This is a genomic window from Bradyrhizobium hereditatis (assembly GCF_020329435.1).
Classification (GTDB): domain Bacteria; phylum Pseudomonadota; class Alphaproteobacteria; order Rhizobiales; family Xanthobacteraceae; genus Bradyrhizobium; species Bradyrhizobium hereditatis.
The window spans coordinates 363,065-378,205 of record NZ_JAGKJK010000008.1 but is presented as its reverse complement, the minus strand read 5'-3'; the positions used below and the strand labels follow the sequence as shown (position 1 = coordinate 378,205).

General features: G+C 62.9%; 14 protein-coding genes and 1 pseudogene. 6 read left to right on the top strand and 9 right to left on the bottom strand.

Features of this window, described 5'->3' with window-relative positions:
• The first annotated feature begins 65 nt into the window (after positions 1 to 65).
• A complete protein-coding gene (locus tag J6524_RS21110; protein WP_225673977.1) occupies positions 66 to 1,298 on the top strand; it encodes a GNAT family N-acetyltransferase in 1,233 nt (410 codons plus the stop codon).
• Positions 1,299 to 1,344: 46 nt separating this feature from the next.
• The gene (locus J6524_RS21105) at positions 1,345 to 1,767 is read left to right on the top strand and encodes an HIT domain-containing protein (protein WP_225673975.1); all 423 of its coding nucleotides are present in this window, start codon (positions 1,345 to 1,347) and stop codon (positions 1,765 to 1,767) included.
• A gap of 104 nt (positions 1,768 to 1,871) precedes the next feature.
• Here J6524_RS21105 and tsaA read toward each other — a convergent pair whose 3' ends face one another.
• From tsaA to J6524_RS21085, 4 genes and pseudogenes are all read right to left on the bottom strand, one after another.
• Complete coding sequence (gene tsaA / locus J6524_RS21100; RefSeq protein WP_225673973.1) at positions 1,872 to 2,363, bottom strand: tRNA (N6-threonylcarbamoyladenosine(37)-N6)-methyltransferase TrmO; 492 nt, start codon at positions 2,361 to 2,363, stop codon at positions 1,872 to 1,874.
• A gap of 76 nt (positions 2,364 to 2,439) precedes the next feature.
• Complete coding sequence (locus J6524_RS21095; RefSeq protein WP_225673972.1) at positions 2,440 to 2,784, bottom strand: branched-chain amino acid transport AzlD family protein; 345 nt, start codon at positions 2,782 to 2,784, stop codon at positions 2,440 to 2,442.
• Positions 2,781 to 3,525 (bottom strand): annotated as a pseudogene (locus J6524_RS21090) (AzlC family ABC transporter permease). Before J6524_RS21090 ends, J6524_RS21095 begins: the two are co-directional and overlap by 4 nt.
• A 262-nt stretch (positions 3,526 to 3,787) precedes the next feature.
• Positions 3,788 to 4,741 (bottom strand): lytic transglycosylase domain-containing protein, encoded by a 954-nt coding sequence (locus J6524_RS21085; protein WP_225673970.1) that lies wholly within the window; start codon positions 4,739 to 4,741, stop codon positions 3,788 to 3,790.
• 233 nt (positions 4,742 to 4,974) lie between these two features.
• On the opposite strand from J6524_RS21085, the gene J6524_RS21080 reads away from it, so the two are divergent.
• Together J6524_RS21080 and J6524_RS21075 are read left to right on the top strand one after the other, a co-directional pair.
• Positions 4,975 to 5,355, top strand: coding sequence for a PilZ domain-containing protein (locus J6524_RS21080; RefSeq protein WP_225673968.1), 381 nt, complete (start codon positions 4,975 to 4,977; stop codon positions 5,353 to 5,355).
• Between the two features lie 52 nt (positions 5,356 to 5,407).
• On the top strand, positions 5,408 to 5,593 hold the full coding sequence (locus J6524_RS21075) for a DUF1737 domain-containing protein (protein ID WP_376712054.1): 186 nt from the start codon (positions 5,408 to 5,410) through the stop codon (positions 5,591 to 5,593).
• Between the two features lie 58 nt (positions 5,594 to 5,651).
• Here J6524_RS21075 and clpA read toward each other — a convergent pair whose 3' ends face one another.
• Positions 5,652 to 8,057, bottom strand: a complete 2,406-nt coding sequence (clpA, locus tag J6524_RS21070; protein ID WP_225673966.1) for an ATP-dependent Clp protease ATP-binding subunit ClpA — start codon at positions 8,055 to 8,057, stop codon at positions 5,652 to 5,654.
• A 267-nt stretch (positions 8,058 to 8,324) separates the two neighbouring features.
• Positions 8,325 to 8,723, bottom strand: a complete 399-nt coding sequence (clpS, locus tag J6524_RS21065; protein WP_225673964.1) for an ATP-dependent Clp protease adapter ClpS — start codon at positions 8,721 to 8,723, stop codon at positions 8,325 to 8,327.
• Between the two features lie 438 nt (positions 8,724 to 9,161).
• On the opposite strand from clpS, the gene J6524_RS21060 reads away from it, so the two are divergent.
• A complete protein-coding gene (locus J6524_RS21060) occupies positions 9,162 to 10,565 on the top strand; it encodes a vWA domain-containing protein (protein WP_225673962.1) in 1,404 nt (467 codons plus the stop codon).
• 77 nt (positions 10,566 to 10,642) lie between these two features.
• Here J6524_RS21060 and J6524_RS21055 read toward each other — a convergent pair whose 3' ends face one another.
• A complete protein-coding gene (locus tag J6524_RS21055) occupies positions 10,643 to 10,981 on the bottom strand; it encodes a phasin family protein (protein WP_225674047.1) in 339 nt (112 codons plus the stop codon).
• A 402-nt stretch (positions 10,982 to 11,383) separates the two neighbouring features.
• Between J6524_RS21055 and J6524_RS21050 the strand changes: the two genes are divergently transcribed.
• Positions 11,384 to 13,243 (top strand): serine hydrolase, encoded by a 1,860-nt coding sequence (locus tag J6524_RS21050; protein WP_225673960.1) that lies wholly within the window; start codon positions 11,384 to 11,386, stop codon positions 13,241 to 13,243.
• A 250-nt stretch (positions 13,244 to 13,493) separates the two neighbouring features.
• On the opposite strand, the gene J6524_RS21045 is transcribed toward J6524_RS21050, so the two are convergent.
• Positions 13,494 to 14,207, bottom strand: coding sequence for a DnaJ domain-containing protein (locus J6524_RS21045; protein WP_225673958.1), 714 nt, complete (start codon positions 14,205 to 14,207; stop codon positions 13,494 to 13,496).
• Between the two features lie 70 nt (positions 14,208 to 14,277).
• Complete coding sequence (locus J6524_RS21040; protein ID WP_225673956.1) at positions 14,278 to 15,042, bottom strand: VWA domain-containing protein; 765 nt, start codon at positions 15,040 to 15,042, stop codon at positions 14,278 to 14,280.
• Between the last annotated feature and the right edge of the window lie 99 nt (positions 15,043 to 15,141).

Here is a 15,141-nt window from a genome sequence, read left to right as displayed (position 1 = left end):
TCACATGGGCATTGATCCACATGGGCGATGGCTGATCGCATGATGGGACCGGTTTGAAGTTCTAGATGGCATCATCCGAAATCACCCTCGAAGCCGTCCCCGCCGCCAGCGACATCAAGGCTGCGGATTGGGACGCCTGCGCCAATCCGCGTGGCGGTCTCGAAAAGCTCGATACGCTGGCCCCGCGCGAGCTTCATTCCTGCGCCGTTTCAAAGCCAACCTATAACCCCTTCGTTTCACACGCATTTTTTGCAGCCGCCGAGGCCTCCGGCTCGGCCTGCCCCCGCACCGGCTGGGCCGCTCGGCATCTCCTGGCGCGGCTGGGGAACGACATCGTTGGCATCGTGCCCTGCTATCTGAAATCCCATTCGCAAGGCGAATACGTCTTCGACCGCGGCTGGGCCGACGCCTATGAGCGCGCCGGCGGACGCTATTATCCGAAGCTGCAGGTCTCGGTGCCGTTCACACCCGCGACCGGGCCGCGGCTGTTGATCCGCGACGGCGTCGACCGCGAGCGGATTGGCTCGGCGCTCGCGAGCGGGATGATGGCGCTGTGCAACGCGACCGGCGCCTCTTCCGTGCATGTGACCTTTGCCCGCGAGGGTGAAGCGAAATTTTTGGGCCAGCACGGCTTCCTGCTGCGGAATGATCAGCAGTTTCATTGGCACAATGAAGGGTACGCGACGTTCGACGATTTCCTGACGTCGCTGAACTCGCGGCATCGCAAGGCGATCAAGCGCGAACGGCGCGAGGCCGTCGCCGCCGGGATCACGATTCATCATCTGACCGGCAGTGATATCACCGAAGACGCCTGGGACGCGTTCTTTGCGTTTTACATGGAGACCGGCTCGCGCAAATGGGGCCGGCCTTATCTCAACCGAAAATTCTTCTCGCTGATCGGCGAGAGCATGAGCCGCGACGTGCTCTTGGTGATGGCCAAGCGCAACGGCCGCTGGATCGCCGGCGCGATCAATTTCATCGGCTCCGATACGCTGTTCGGCCGCAACTGGGGCGCGATCGAGCATCATCCCTTCCTGCATTTCGAGGTCTGCTACTATCAGGCGATCGATTTCGCGATCCAGCGCGGCCTGAAAATCGTCGAGGCCGGCGCGCAGGGCGAGCACAAGCTGGCGCGCGGCTACCTGCCGCAAACCACCTACTCCGCGCATTTCATCGCCGATCCCGATCTGCGCCGCGCGATCGCTGACTACCTGAAGCGTGAGCGCGCGTATGTGGCTGAGGTCGGGCGCGAGCTGACGGAAGCCGGACCGTTCCGCAAGGCTGCCGACGAGGCTTGACCTGTCCGACGTGAAATTGAGATCAAACCCGAGGGAAGAAGAAGCCATGCCCGCTTATGACACCAACAACCCTTTCGCAAAAATCCTGCGCGGCGAGTTTCCCTGCCACAAGGTTTACGAGGACGACCATGTGCTGGCCTTCCTCGACATCATGCCGCGCTCGCCGGGCCATACGCTTGTTATTCCGAAGGTGCCTGCCCGCAACATCCTCGACATCACGCCCGAGGACTACGCCCATGTCGCCCGCGCCGCCCACAAGATCGCCGCCGCCGCGATGAAGGCCTTCAACGCCGACGGCATCACCGTGCAGCAATTCAACGAGCCGGCCGGCGGCCAGGTCGTGTTTCACCTGCACATGCACGTGATGCCGCGCCATGACGGCGTCGCCCTGCTGCCGCCCGCAAGCCGCAAGGAAGATGTAAAGGTGTTGGAAGAGAACGCAACCAAGCTGGCCGCGGCGCTGGGGTAGACGGGCAGTCTCACCCCGTCATTGCGAGCGCAGCGAAGCAATCCATCGCGCCGCAAGCGGAGACATGGATTGCTTCGCTGCGCTCGCAATGACGAGGGAGAAACCTACTCCGTCTGAAAATCCCCCACCTTCGGCTGTGCCAGCGGCGTGAACTCGCAGCGGTCAGGCTTGACGTCGAGGAGCGGCGTCTCATCGAGGCAGTCGAGGCCGCGCACCAGGATGACATTGCCCTCGATCTTGACGAATTTCACGATCGACGTGCCGATCGGATTGGGGCGCACCGGCGAGCGCAGCGAAAACGTGCCGCGGGTTTTCTGGTTGTCCTTCGGGCTTTGCAGCACGAGGTCGCGGCGCGACTGGTGCAGCCAGTAGATCACCTCGAGGTTTTCATAGAAGTCGACGCCCTTGATTGCGGGCACCCACGGCTCGAAAATCTCGAGCCGGCACACCGGGCCGTCATGGCGGCCTTGCCGCGGCGTCTCCAGCCGCGAGGTCCAGGGTGTGCGGATGCGTCCGATGAAGACGAGGCCGGCATCGCGGGCCGGCGGCATGTCGACGGTAACTTCCCCTTCGCGGAGTTTAGTTTCCTCAATCATTACCTACCCAGTATGTGGAGCTCGATCGCGTGCGATCTGTCTTGCGCGGGACAGTACCGGATTTTGCGCCGTACAATCAACCAAGCCACCATTTGCCCGCCAGCAGGATAACCTCGCCCGCGACCACGCCGGCGAAGATCGAGCGCCGCGTCAGCATGAACATCGCAAGGCCGGCGGCGACCGCGCCGTAGCGCAGCCAGTCGGGCACGCCGGCCAGCGCGCCCGGCGGCTGCACCAGGATCTGCGCGATGACGCCGGCGAGGATCGCGGTTGCCACCGCCCTCACCCAGATGAGGACTTCGGAACCCTCGTCGACGCCGGCGCCGAACCACAGCCCGGCCATCCGCCAGATTTCGTTGGGCAGAAAGCCGGCGAGGACCAGGATCAACAGCGCGTGCGGACTGCCGAAGAACTCGCTCATGCGTGCCCCCTCTCGCGCCACCAATGCACGCCATAGGCGATGGTGCCGGCCGTGACGCCGCTGATCAGAATGTCGACGCCGGTATGCAGCATCGAGATCAGCGGAAACAGCGCAAGCCCCAGCACCAGCGCCAGCACATCCGATATCTGCCTGCAGTTGCGCGCGGTTGACAGCAGGAACGCCAGCGGCGTCAGCAACAGGATCGCCGCGGCAAACAGCGGCGGCAGATTGGCGGCGAGGCCGTAACCGAGCGTCGTCGCGACCATGCAGACGCTGACGAGGCCGCAGCCGAGCCCGTGCGTGAACGCGATGCGGCGCTCGCGCGGCACTTTCGGCAGCAGCCGGTAGCACTCGACCCACAGCGTTACCGCGATGAAATGCGTCACCAGCACGAGATGACGGCGCCTGGTCTTCGGAGTCTTCATCAGGGGCAGCACCGACACCACCATCGGAAACAAGCGAATCGCGCTCACCGTCACCGCAATCGCCGCCTGCACCGCGGTCGCGCCGGAGCCGAGCGTCGAGATCAGGATGATCTGCGCAGGACCCGCCCAGACCAAGAGCGTAGAGCCGAGCACCCAACCCAAGCTGAAATGGCTGTCATGGGCCAGCGCGCCGATGCCAAAGATAGGTCGCAAACAGCACCAGCGTCAGCACTGTGGAGGCGACCGAGCTCATCCCCCACGCGAACGCGCGAATGGGGCTTTTCCAGTGCGGAGAGTCGAGTGCGGGTAGCGCCACGGGTGACCGGGATGACCGTTGAAGTAGCCGCGGGCATAGGGCTGTCGAAACGACATTCCGTCAAGAAACTCTGGCTACAGAGCTGTTATGCATGAGCAGGGCCCACCTGCCAGCCCCACCGTCAATGCGAGCCAACGGGTCGCGCGAATGCCCGCCCGATGACAGGCTCCGCGAAGCAATCCATCGCGCCACAAGCCGAGGGATGGATTGCTTCGTCACTTCGCTCCTCGCAATGACGAGGTCACCCCCGCAGCAACGTCCCTCACCCCGCCACGCCCCTGTTCCTCAACACAAAGCACGCCCCGCCGGCCTTGCGGATGCGGTTGCAGAGGTCGTCGGCCTCGCCGCGGGTGTCGGCGCCGAAGCGCACCTGGTAAAACGTCGCCGGGCCGCGGCTGCGCAGGCGCGAGGTGAGGATCGAGGGATCGCGATTGCCGATCACGCTCGAAAGGCGCGAGACCGCGCGGCCATACATCGCGAGCGCCTTGTCGCGGGAAAAGCCGGCGGCGAGCTGCACGCCCCACTGTTTTGCGGCGGCGAGCGTCACGCGCTGCTCCAGTCCGGCGACAAAGGGATTGGGCGCCTGTTTCAACAGCGCCATCAATTCGCGGCAGCTCGATGTCTTGATACGTTCGGGCTGTTTGCCGCCCTTTCCCGCCTTCGCCCAATCCTCCACCGTGGAGCCGGTGATGGCGAGCACGTAGTTGCGCGTCTCCAGCGGCATCGGTCCGGTGCCGGCCAGCCATTCCTGCACCCGCCGCGGGCCCGCATTGTAAGCGGCGGCCGCGAGGCCGAGATTGCCGAACTGCTCGCGCAGCTCGGTCAGGAACTCCGCCGACTTCGGCAGCGCCTGCACCGGATTGTAGGGATCGAGCAGGCCGCGTTCGTTCGCCGTATCAGGCATGAACTGCGCAATGCCCTGCGCGCGCTGGCCACTTCGCGTGACCGGCCCGACCGCATCGGAGCGGAAGCGGCTTTCCTGCCAGATCACGCGCGCGAAAAATTCCAGCGGCAGGTTCGATTCTCGCGCCGCGGATTCAATCATCAGGCACATCGCCTCGCGCGCGTCACTCTCGCGCACAGATGCGCCCGCCTTTGGAGTAGCGGTCGCGCTTGAGCGGGTAGCCTCGCCCGCGTCCTCGGCAAAGGCGTTGGTCAAGCCGAACAAGAGCGACACCGAGCAGCACAGGGCGCAAATAAACCGATCTCGTTGCATGGCAGTTTGCACTCCGAGAGCGCATTGGCAGTCAAACGTCAGTTAACAGCTATCGCTTGCAGGTTGATCCCGCCGTGCCTGCTTCAGGCCGGCATTTTTTGCGCCGCATTGCTGCAAAATCCGCATCATCGGGGCCGCCGTTAATTTACGTTAACGCCGCATTTTGCGCTCGCCGGACTTTTACGGGCAATAAAGCGGGGTAAAAGTCACCTCACTTTGTTGGGAGACTTGCAATGCAGGACCGGCGCGAAAGCGTGCGCGATAAAGTGATGTATGGCGGCGTCGCCGAGATCGGCGAACGCGGCACGACGCGCGACTGCATCGTCCGCAATATTTCCGACCATGGCGCGACCATCGAATTCAGCGATGATCTCCAATTGCCGAAGGAGCAGCTCTCGCTGCGCATCGCGCGCAAGGGCCGCTCATTCCTCGCCAAGGTGATCTGGTGGCGCGACAATTTCGTCGGCGTCGCATTCAGGGGGAAAGTCCGGCCGAGCCGGTCTCCGACCTCGAGGAGCGGCTGCGCCGGAGCGAGATCAAGAAGCGCCAGCTGCAGCGGCGGATTGACGAACTGCTGGGCGAACGCTGAATGCCTCTGCCGGGGCGTTCCGTAAAGCAATAGATGCCCTATAGTCCGCAGCCCACCATGGTATTGTTGGAGGTAGCATGTCTGCAAAACCGCCACAGGACCTGCCAGTCTATCGCCTCCTGACAGGCAAGGACGATGCTGAGTTCTGCCGGCGCGTTTCGGAAGCAATCGAGCTCGGTTACGTGCTGTATGGCTCGCCTTCCCTGACGTTCAACGGTGAACACGTCGTGGCCGCCCAGGCGTTGATTTGGCCGGACCGTTAGTCAACAAAAAGCCGGCGGTCTTGCGACACGCCGGCTCTTCGTTTCGAATTGAAGCCGTCTATACCTTGACCAGCGGTCCCTTTGAGGCCGGGCCCTTGGAGCCTCCGCCGCCTCCGTTAGGACCGCCCGGCTTCGGCTTGCGCTTGCGCGCTCCCGGCAGCTTTTCCGGCTTGGGCGTGACCGGGCCTTCGACGAACTCGAAGCCGATCTTGTCCTTGTCATCGGCGTCCTTGACCAGCACCACGCGGACATGGCCGCCGCCCTTGAGCTGACCGAACAGCACCTCGTCCGCGAGCGGCTTCTTGATGTGCTCCTGGATCACGCGCGCCATCGGCCGCGCACCCATCTGCTCGTCATAGCCATGCTCGATCAGCCAGGCCTTGGCGGTCTCCGACAGCTCGATGGTGACGTCGCGATCGGCGAGCTGCGCCTCGAGCTGCAGCACGAACTTCTCGACCACCATGCCGATGACGTCGGCGTTGAGGTGGGCGAACGAAACGATCGCGTCCAGCCGGTTACGGAATTCCGGCGCGAACTGGCGGTTGATCGCCTCATGGTCGTCGCCTTCCCGCTTGTTGCGCGTGAAGCCGAAGGCCTGACGCGCGAGATCGGCGGCGCCCGCATTCGTGGTCATGATAAGGATCACGTTGCGGAAGTTGACCTGCTTGCCGTTGTGGTCGGTCAGCCGGCCGTGATCCATGATCTGCAGCAGCACGTTGTAGAGATCCGGATGCGCCTTCTCGATTTCGTCGAGCAGCACCACGCAATGCGGATGCTGATCCACGCCGTCGGTGAGCAGGCCGCCCTGGTCGAAGCCGACATAGCCGGGAGGCGCGCCGATCAGACGCGAGACCGTGTGCCGCTCCATATATTCGGACATGTCGAAGCGAAGCAGCTCGACACCGAGCGAGGCCGCAAGCTGTTTTGCAACTTCGGTCTTGCCGACGCCGGTCGGACCGGAAAACAGGTAGCTGCCGATCGGCTTCTCCGGCTCGCGCAGGCCGGCGCGTGCCAGCTTGATCGAGGCCGACAGCGACTCGATCGCCTTGTCCTGGCCGAACACCACGCGCTTCAAGGTCTGCTCGAGGTGCTTCAGCACCTCGGCATCGTTCTTTGACACGCTCTTGGGCGGAATCCGCGCCATGGTCGCGATCGTGGTCTCGATCTCCTTTATGCCGATCGTTTTCTTGCGCTTGTTCTCGGCCACCAGCATCTGCGCTGCGCCGGACTCATCGATCACGTCGATCGCCTTGTCAGGCAGCTTGCGGTCGTGGATGTAGCGCGAGGAGAGCTGCACCGCCGCCTCGATCGCCTCATTGGTGTATTTCAGCCGATGGTAATCCTCGAAATAGGGCTTCAGGCCCTTCAGGATTGCGATCGCGTCTTCCACCGTCGGCTCGTTGATATCGATCTTCTGGAAGCGCCGCACCAGCGCGCGGTCCTTCTCGAAGTGCTGGCGGTATTCCTTGTAGGTGGTCGAGCCCATGCAGCGGATGTTGCCCGCGGCGAGCGCCGGCTTGAGCAGGTTGGACGCATCCATCGCGCCGCCGGAGGTGGCGCCCGCTCCGATCACAGTATGAATCTCGTCGATGAACAGGATGGCGTTCGGATGCGCCTCCAGTTCCTTCAGAACCTGCTTCAGGCGCTCTTCAAAATCGCCGCGGTAACGCGTGCCAGCGAGCAGCGTGCCCATGTCGAGCGAGAACACGGTGGCGGCGGCCAGCACTTCCGGCACTTCGGAATCGACGATGCGCTTGGCGAGTCCTTCCGCAATCGCGGTCTTGCCGACGCCGGCCTCGCCCACGAACAGCGGATTGTTCTTCTGCCGGCGGCACAGCACCTGGATCGCGCGGTTGATCTCGGAATTGCGCCCGATCACCGGATCGATCTTGCCGTCGCGCGCCTTCTTGTTGAGGTTGACGCAATAGGTTTCGAGCGCCTCCCCCTTCTTCTTGGAGTCCTCGTTGCCCTTGGTCTCGGTCTCCTCGTCGACGCCGCGCACGGGGCGTGCTTCGGAGACGCCCGGCCGCTTGGCGATGCCGTGGCTGATATAGTTGACCGCGTCGTAGCGCGTCATGTCCTGCTCCTGCAGGAAATACGCGGCATGACTCTCGCGCTCCGCGAAAATCGCGATCAGCACGTTGGCGCCGGTCACTTCTTCGCGACCGGAGGACTGAACGTGAATCACAGCGCGCTGAATCACGCGCTGGAATCCGGCGGTCGGCTTGGCGTCGTCGGCGCCATCAGTCACCAGATTTTCGAATTCGGTCTCGAGATAGTTGACGAGGCTCGTGCGCAGCTTGTCGAGATCGACGCTGCAGGCACGCATCACCGCCGCCGCATCCGAGTCATCGATCAGCGACAGCAGAAGATGTTCGAGCGTCGCGTATTGATGATGACGCTCGTTTGCAATCGCCAGCGCACGATGCAGGGATTGTTCAAGGCTTTGGGAAAAAGTTGGCATTCGCGTCCTCTATGGCCCCCGGTCATCATGATCGCCATTTCCCGGTCAGGCAACAGCAACCTTCGTCATCCCCTGTCACATAGCGTCATATAGTTACATACGATCATGGCGAAAGACCGGTTCCGCAAGCGTGGTTTTCCTCTAAATTCGAGTACCACGCGGCGGCATACCACCCGCCCCGAAACTGCCGCCAATGGTATCGGCTTCCGTCAGCCGATCACTGCAAGACCCGTTCCTCTCTCCGGACGGGTCGAACGCCATGCGCCGCTATTTCTTTTCCATCACGCATTGCAGCGGGTGCTGGTGCTTGCGCGCGAAATCCATCACCTGCGTGACCTTGGTCTCGGCAATCTCGTAGGTGAACACGCCGCACTCACCGATCCCGTGGTGATGGACATGGAGCATGATCTTGGTGGCTGCCTCGACGTCCTTCTGGAAGAACTTCTCCAGCACATGAACGACGAACTCCATCGGCGTGTAGTCGTCGTTCAGAATAAGGACACGGTAGAGGTTCGGGCGCTTGGCCTTCGGCTTCACCTTGGTGATAACCGACGTCGACGGCCCGCTGGTTCCATTGTTGCGGTTCTCGTCATTGCTCGTTCGGGGAGCTGAAGCAGATGACGTTGCCGACACGGACGAACAAACTTTGAAGGTTGACTGCAACATGGCTCAGGCGTTCGAAATTCCAAGGGGGTGACCGGAGCACGTATGCTGGCGCGCTCGCGATCGGCTCTGGCCTGAGCCACCGTCAAGTTTCCAGCAACGCCATTTCCAGATCGCCGCTCCCGATCCCGACCCGTGGCCGGATCGGCACCTGGAATATGGGTCTGCCGCCCGATCGCCGCAAGCGCGTTGATGCAGCCTTTGCGCGATCCGCGACCGGCCCGATTCCCGGCTCGGCCATCCGGCTCAAGGTTAATCGTTTCTGCCGGATTTGACAAAGGACCAAGTACGCCCGTTTAGCCGCCGTTGAGGATAGCAGGTGCTTTCGGCGGCCGGCCCGGCGATCCGCCAGCTTTGACCCTTTTTTGGCGGAACCGGTTTACCGCCTGTTTAGCGGCCTCGGGCGGAATGCCCGCAGAAATCACATTTGCGGTGAGAGCCATGCTCGATACAGTCGCTATCCGTCGCATTCGCACGGCTGCCCGCCGGTTCGCCGGCGCCAATGAGGGCAACATCGCTATCCTGTTCGGGATCGCGGTCATTCCGATCATCGGCTTCGTCGGGGCAGCGGTCGATTACACGCGCGCCAACAGCGCCCGCTCCTCGATGCAGGCCGCCCTCGACTCGACCGCCCTGATGCTGGCGAAGGACCTGACCGAGGGCACGATCAACACCTCGCAGATCCCGACGAAGGCAGAGGCGTATTTCAAGGCCCTTTACACCAATCAGGAAGCCAAGTCGGTCACGATCAACGCAAGCTACACGCAGAACTCCGGCAACGGGTCGACCATCCTGGTCAACGGCTCCGGCGCCATTGACACCGGCTTCATGCGGGTCGCCGGTTTCCCTACCTTAGGCTTCAATACCAGTTCCACCTCGGCCTGGGGCAACGTCCGCATGCGGGTCGCGATGGCGCTCGACGTGACGGGATCGATGAGAGACGACGGCAAAATGCCGGCGATGCAGGCGGCCGCCAAAAGCCTGATCGATCAATTGAGCAAGCTCGCGAAGAATAACGGCGACATGTACATTTCGATTATTCCCTTCGCCAAGGACGTCAACCTTGGCACGAGCTTCAAGGACGAGAGCTGGATCGACTGGGACTTGTGGAGTGATCAGAACCCGACCTGGGGGACGTGCAGCCAGGCCACGAAGACGAGCAAGAGTTCCTGCCTGGATGCCGGCAAGATCTGGACGCCGGATAAGACCAAGTGGACCGGCTGCGTCACCGACCGCACGCAGGATTTCGATACCAAGAATACGCCTCCGACCTCGTCCAACGCGCCGACGATGGTTGTGGCCGAGGAATATGTTACAAAAAGATGGGACGGGACCATCAACGAACAATACTGCAAGTCGAGCAACGATCCCTATATGCCGCCGATCATGCCGCTGAGCTACGACTGGACCGCGCTTAAAACGCTGATCGACAATTTGCAGCCGACCGGCAATACCAACCAGGGCATCGGTATGGCATGGGCCTGGCTGACGCTCGGCGTAGGCGTGCCGCCGTTCAATGCCCCGGCCAAGGACACGGCGAACTATGCCTACAAGGATGCCATCGTCCTGCTGTCGGACGGCCTGAACACGCAGAATCGTTGGTATTCGAACGCGTCGCAGATCGATGCCCGACAGGCGATCCTGTGCGCAAACGCCAAGGCGGCACCGCACAACATCACGATCTACACCGTCCAGGTTGATACCGGCGGGGATGGGGAGTCCGCCGTGCTCAAGGGATGCGCCAGCAGTTCGGACAAGTTCTACCGCATCACCAATGCCAGCCAGACCTTGTCGGTGTTCAATTCGATCGGCCAGTCGCTGGCCAAGCTGCGCGTCGCGAAATAAGCGCCTACAGGCGTCAAGAAAAAGCCCGGCCGTTCCGGCCGGGCTTTTTTTTGTCGAACTATCAGATCGCGAACGAATTAATGCGCCGCCGAGGAGTACTTCGCCACCAGGCCCTCGTAGGGCTTGATGGTCTGCTTGGCGAGATCGGTGTAGAGGCCCGCGATCTTCTGCGCTTCCGCAACAAAGGACTCGTAGGAAGAGCGCGCAAATTCGCTCTGCGCCTCGAGCGCCTTGTCCAGCGACTTCACGCCGGAGAGCTTTTCAACAAACGATTTGGTGTCTTCGAACGACTTCTTGGCGTACTCGCCATAGGCGGTCGCGATCGCCTGAACGCCGCTTTGCAGGTTGCTCGCGGAAGCCGCAACCGTTTCGAGATGCTCTTTCCCGTAGTTCTGAATGTCTTCAACCTTTACCATCATGGAGTCCTTTCCCAGACTTGCAGGTGCAAACCAATTGCCGGGAGGTCCCGGCTCCCTGACCCGGTCACATATATGTGCGCTGCACAAAAAAGTCAACGAATATTGTGCAATGCACAAATACGGCCAATTAGCGGAAAAATCCGAGGTCTTACGCAACGGTTAATTAATCTTTTGGAAACTCGCTCCGCCTAACCTGATTCCTGGACCTGTTCGCCTTCTGACCGACAGCCGGAAAGCTGTTTTGGAACAGTATCTTAGCTAGAACAGCGATCTGATCGGCCTGCCGGGCCGTGCGTAACGGCCGGATCGGCGCTCCGAGCAGCGGAACATCACTGGCTGGTGGGCACAATTTTGCCTCACGGGCCGGTGATCAAGACAGAAATTGGGACGGGGAAGTAAATGCTTCGTACAACCTTGGCTTCCTCGCGCGCGTTGCGAGTGTGCGCCCTCGGACTCATTACCTTCACCACCGCGATATTGATCTCGACCGAGAGCGCCGAAGCGCGCCGCCACAAGCACCGCCGCCACCATCACGTCGTACGCGAAAGCTATAGCCCCCAATTTTCCTCGATCATCGTCGACGCCAATTCCGGCGCTGTGCTCGCCTCCAACAATCCCGACGGTATCCGGCGCCCGGCGTCGCTGACCAAGATCATGACGCTCTATCTGCTGTTCGAGCGCCTGGAATCCGGCAAGATGAAGCTCGATACCGAGATGGAAGTCTCCGAACATGCTTCCGAACAAGCGCCAACCAAGCTCGGCCTGCGCCCCGGCCAGACCCTCAAGGTCGAGGACGCCATCAAGGGCCTGGTGACGCGTTCCGCCAACGACGCCGCCGTCGTGGTCGCCGAGGCTATTGCCGGCGACGAAGCCGAGTTCGCCAGGTTGATGACGCGCAAGGCGCGCGCGCTCGGCATGAGCAAGACCACTTATCGCAACGCCTCCGGTCTGCCCAACGACGAGCAACTGACGACGGCGCGCGATCAGGCCACCCTCGGCCGCGCGATCCAGGATCGCTTCCCGCGCTACTACCGTTACTTTGCGACCTCGGTGTTCAATTATCGGGGACAGTCGATCCGCAATCACAATCGCCTGCTCGGCAATGTCGAAGGCGTCGACGGCATCAAGACCGGTTACACCCGCGCCTCCGGCTTCAACCTCGTGAGCTCGATGCGCCGCGGCAACCGCCACCTCGTCGGTGTGGTGCTGGGCGGCCGCAGCGGTGGTTCGCGCGACGCAATCATGCGGAACCTGCTCGCCGAGAACGTGGAGAAAGCCGCAACCAAACGTACCGTCGCCGCGATAACCGAGCGCAATCCTGCCGCTGATGGCACAGTCGACGTGGCGGAAGCCGAGACAATGGCCTCGCGCCCGGTAGACGTCGCCCCATCCGGCGGCGCCCTCGCCGCTGCCGAGCCGGGCCTCGCAGCCATGCCCGCGACCCGCTCGATCGCGCCGGCAAAACCCTCATTGATGGCAGCCGCCGCCGCGGCCCTGCCCCCGCCGCCCGCCAAGGTCGAGCCGCAGGCCAAACCCGAACCCGCACCGCTCACCAACGGCGTCATCCAGACCCAGCCGATCTCGGCGATCCCGGGTTCGGCCGAGCCGATGAAGCCGGTCAAGGTCAAGACGGTGCAGGTCAAGGCGGGCCCGATGAAGCTGGCGGCCGCCGGCCCCTCGCAGCCTGCGGCCCCGCCGATCACCAACGCCATCTCTGCCCGCCCTGAGGTCGCCGAGACTTCCAGCGCCGTTGTCGCCAAGGCAGCTGAGAACAAGGCCGCAGAGAACAAGGCGGCCGAGATCAGGCCTGAAGCCGCCAAGATCCCGCAGCCGGCCAATCACGGTACCGGAAACGGCGTGCTCGGCGTATTGCCCGCTTCCAGCCTGGCACCGGCTCCCTCGCAAGCGCCGCACGCGCAGGCGCTGGCCTATGCCGATCCGTCTCCGCGGGCGCAGCCGCAGGCCGCGCAGCAGAACGACGCCGTCAAGCCGGCCGCGCCGGCGGTGGTTCGTACCGGCTGGATCGTTCAGGTCGGCGCGCTTGAAAGCGAAAGCGAAGCCAAGCAGCGGATCGATCTCGCGCGCACCAAGGCGAGCAACCTGCTCGGCAAGGCCGATCCCTTCACCGAACCGGTCGTATCCAAGGACAACCGCACGCTCTACCGCGCCCGCTTCGCCGGCCTTGAGCGCGACCAGGCTGAAGCAGTGTGCCGCGCGCTCAAGCGCGCGGACATCTCCTGCATCACCATTCGCAACTGACCCGACGTTTCGTTCAACTTCACGAAGCCGGCGCCGCAAGCGCCGGCTTTGTTGTTTCCCGAGCACAGTTGCAGCGCCTCTCGCGTGATCGGGCCTAGAGCGGAAAACGCAAACTTCTCGTCAAGAATTTGCAGCTAGGTTGCTGCACGAAGGATCGACCACGCCGGGACAACGGCGGGCGATGGGGCGTCAGTCAGAGAACAGCTTGGCAGCAACTCGCGGTTTGTAGCGTCGGTGGCGTGAGCCGGAGTTAGCTAGAATGCGTGCGAAGAAGGGTATCCTTGGCCTCGTTTACGCGGGCAGCGAGATACGTCGAGCCCCCCTGGTCGGGATGCAGTTTCTTCATCAGGGTGCGGTGCGCCCGGGTGATGTCGTCGCGCCCCGCCCCCGGCTGCAGGCCAAGGATCTGATAGGCCTCCTCGTTCGTCATTTTTCCGCTCGCCGCCGTGCGACGCTGCCCCCCTGCCGTATCGCCCTGCGCGTTCTGACGCCAAGCGGGAAACCGGCGGTCAAGATAACTTTCAAGTAACGCGACGCTTTCGGCGTCGAAGGCTGCCGTCATCGCAATCAATTGCGGCAGATCGAATTCGTCGAGCGAGCGGCCTGCGTTCGGTCCATCGACGATCCGTCCCGACAATTCGCCGCTGTCGTGATCGAGCGTCATCTCGAGAAACTGCGAGCGGACGCGCGAGGCCTGCCCCGACGAGCGCTGGCCGCCGCCAAAAATCCCGCCGATAGACTGCCCGAACGGCGACCAGCCGAGCAGACCGGCGCCGAAAATCCCGAGCGGAATGGCGATCGCCAGCTCGCCGCGCAGGCCAGTAAAGGCCGCGACCGCCAGCGCCAGCACGCCGCCGACGATCCTGATCGCGCGTGCGAGCACGACCGGATTGGCCGCACGAAGCATCTGCAGCAGCAAGTATAGAACGACAACGGCGACGACGCCGGCGATCAGGGTTGGCATGGCTCTAATAATATAGCGGCACCGGCGCCGAAAAGCATGGCGCCCGGCGCGGTGGCAACCAAAGTCGTATTCACTTCATCTGGCCGATCAGCGCGGCCGCACCGCTAGTGGTCTTCGATAGCCGCAGCAGAGCTTCGCGCCCGCCGGCGGCATAGGCTGCGGCGGCGCGCAGGAGCTCGCGCAACTGCGCCGCGGCGCCGGGATCGAACCTGCACCAGGCGCCGCCGGTGAGCCGCGCGATCTCGCGGAACGCCTGTTCGGCCACGGGGTCATGGCCTTCCTGAAACATGAAAACCGGGACCTTGAGCAAGCCAAGCTCGCCGGCCTTGACGCAGAGATGGTCGACCGACTCCTCCATGGCGTCACCGACGAACACCACGGCGCGTACGCCGGATGCCACGGCTTCACGGCGCGCCTCCGACAGCACCTTGCCGATCTGGGTGTTGCCGCCCTGGCAGCCGATCTTGCTCATCAGCTTCGCCAGTTGCGCTGAATCGGAGATCCAGCCGGTGGCGCGACATTCGTTGAAGCCGCGGTAGTAGACCAGCCTGATGTCGAGGCTGCCGAGCGACGCCGCCTCGCGAAACATGTCGGCCTGCAACGCGCAGGCCATGTCCCAGGTCGGCTGCCGGCTCATGGTGGCGTCGAGCGCAAACACCAGCCTTCCCCGCGCGCCTGCACCATGCGGCGACATCGCGCGCGCTTTCGCCACGAAGGCAGCGATGTCTTCTGACGTCGACGACTTGGTCTCGGGCAACGAGCCATCTTTACGTGCGTCGGCCTTTGCCGAAGCAACGTCGCCTGCCGATTTCGGCTTGATGGGTTCGCCGGCCATGAGCGCGCTCGCAGATAACAGCAAGCTCTATGTGGGACGGCACTCTCAGCCGGTCAATGCGCCGGCTCGTGACGCAGCCGGATATGCACCATGGCGGTC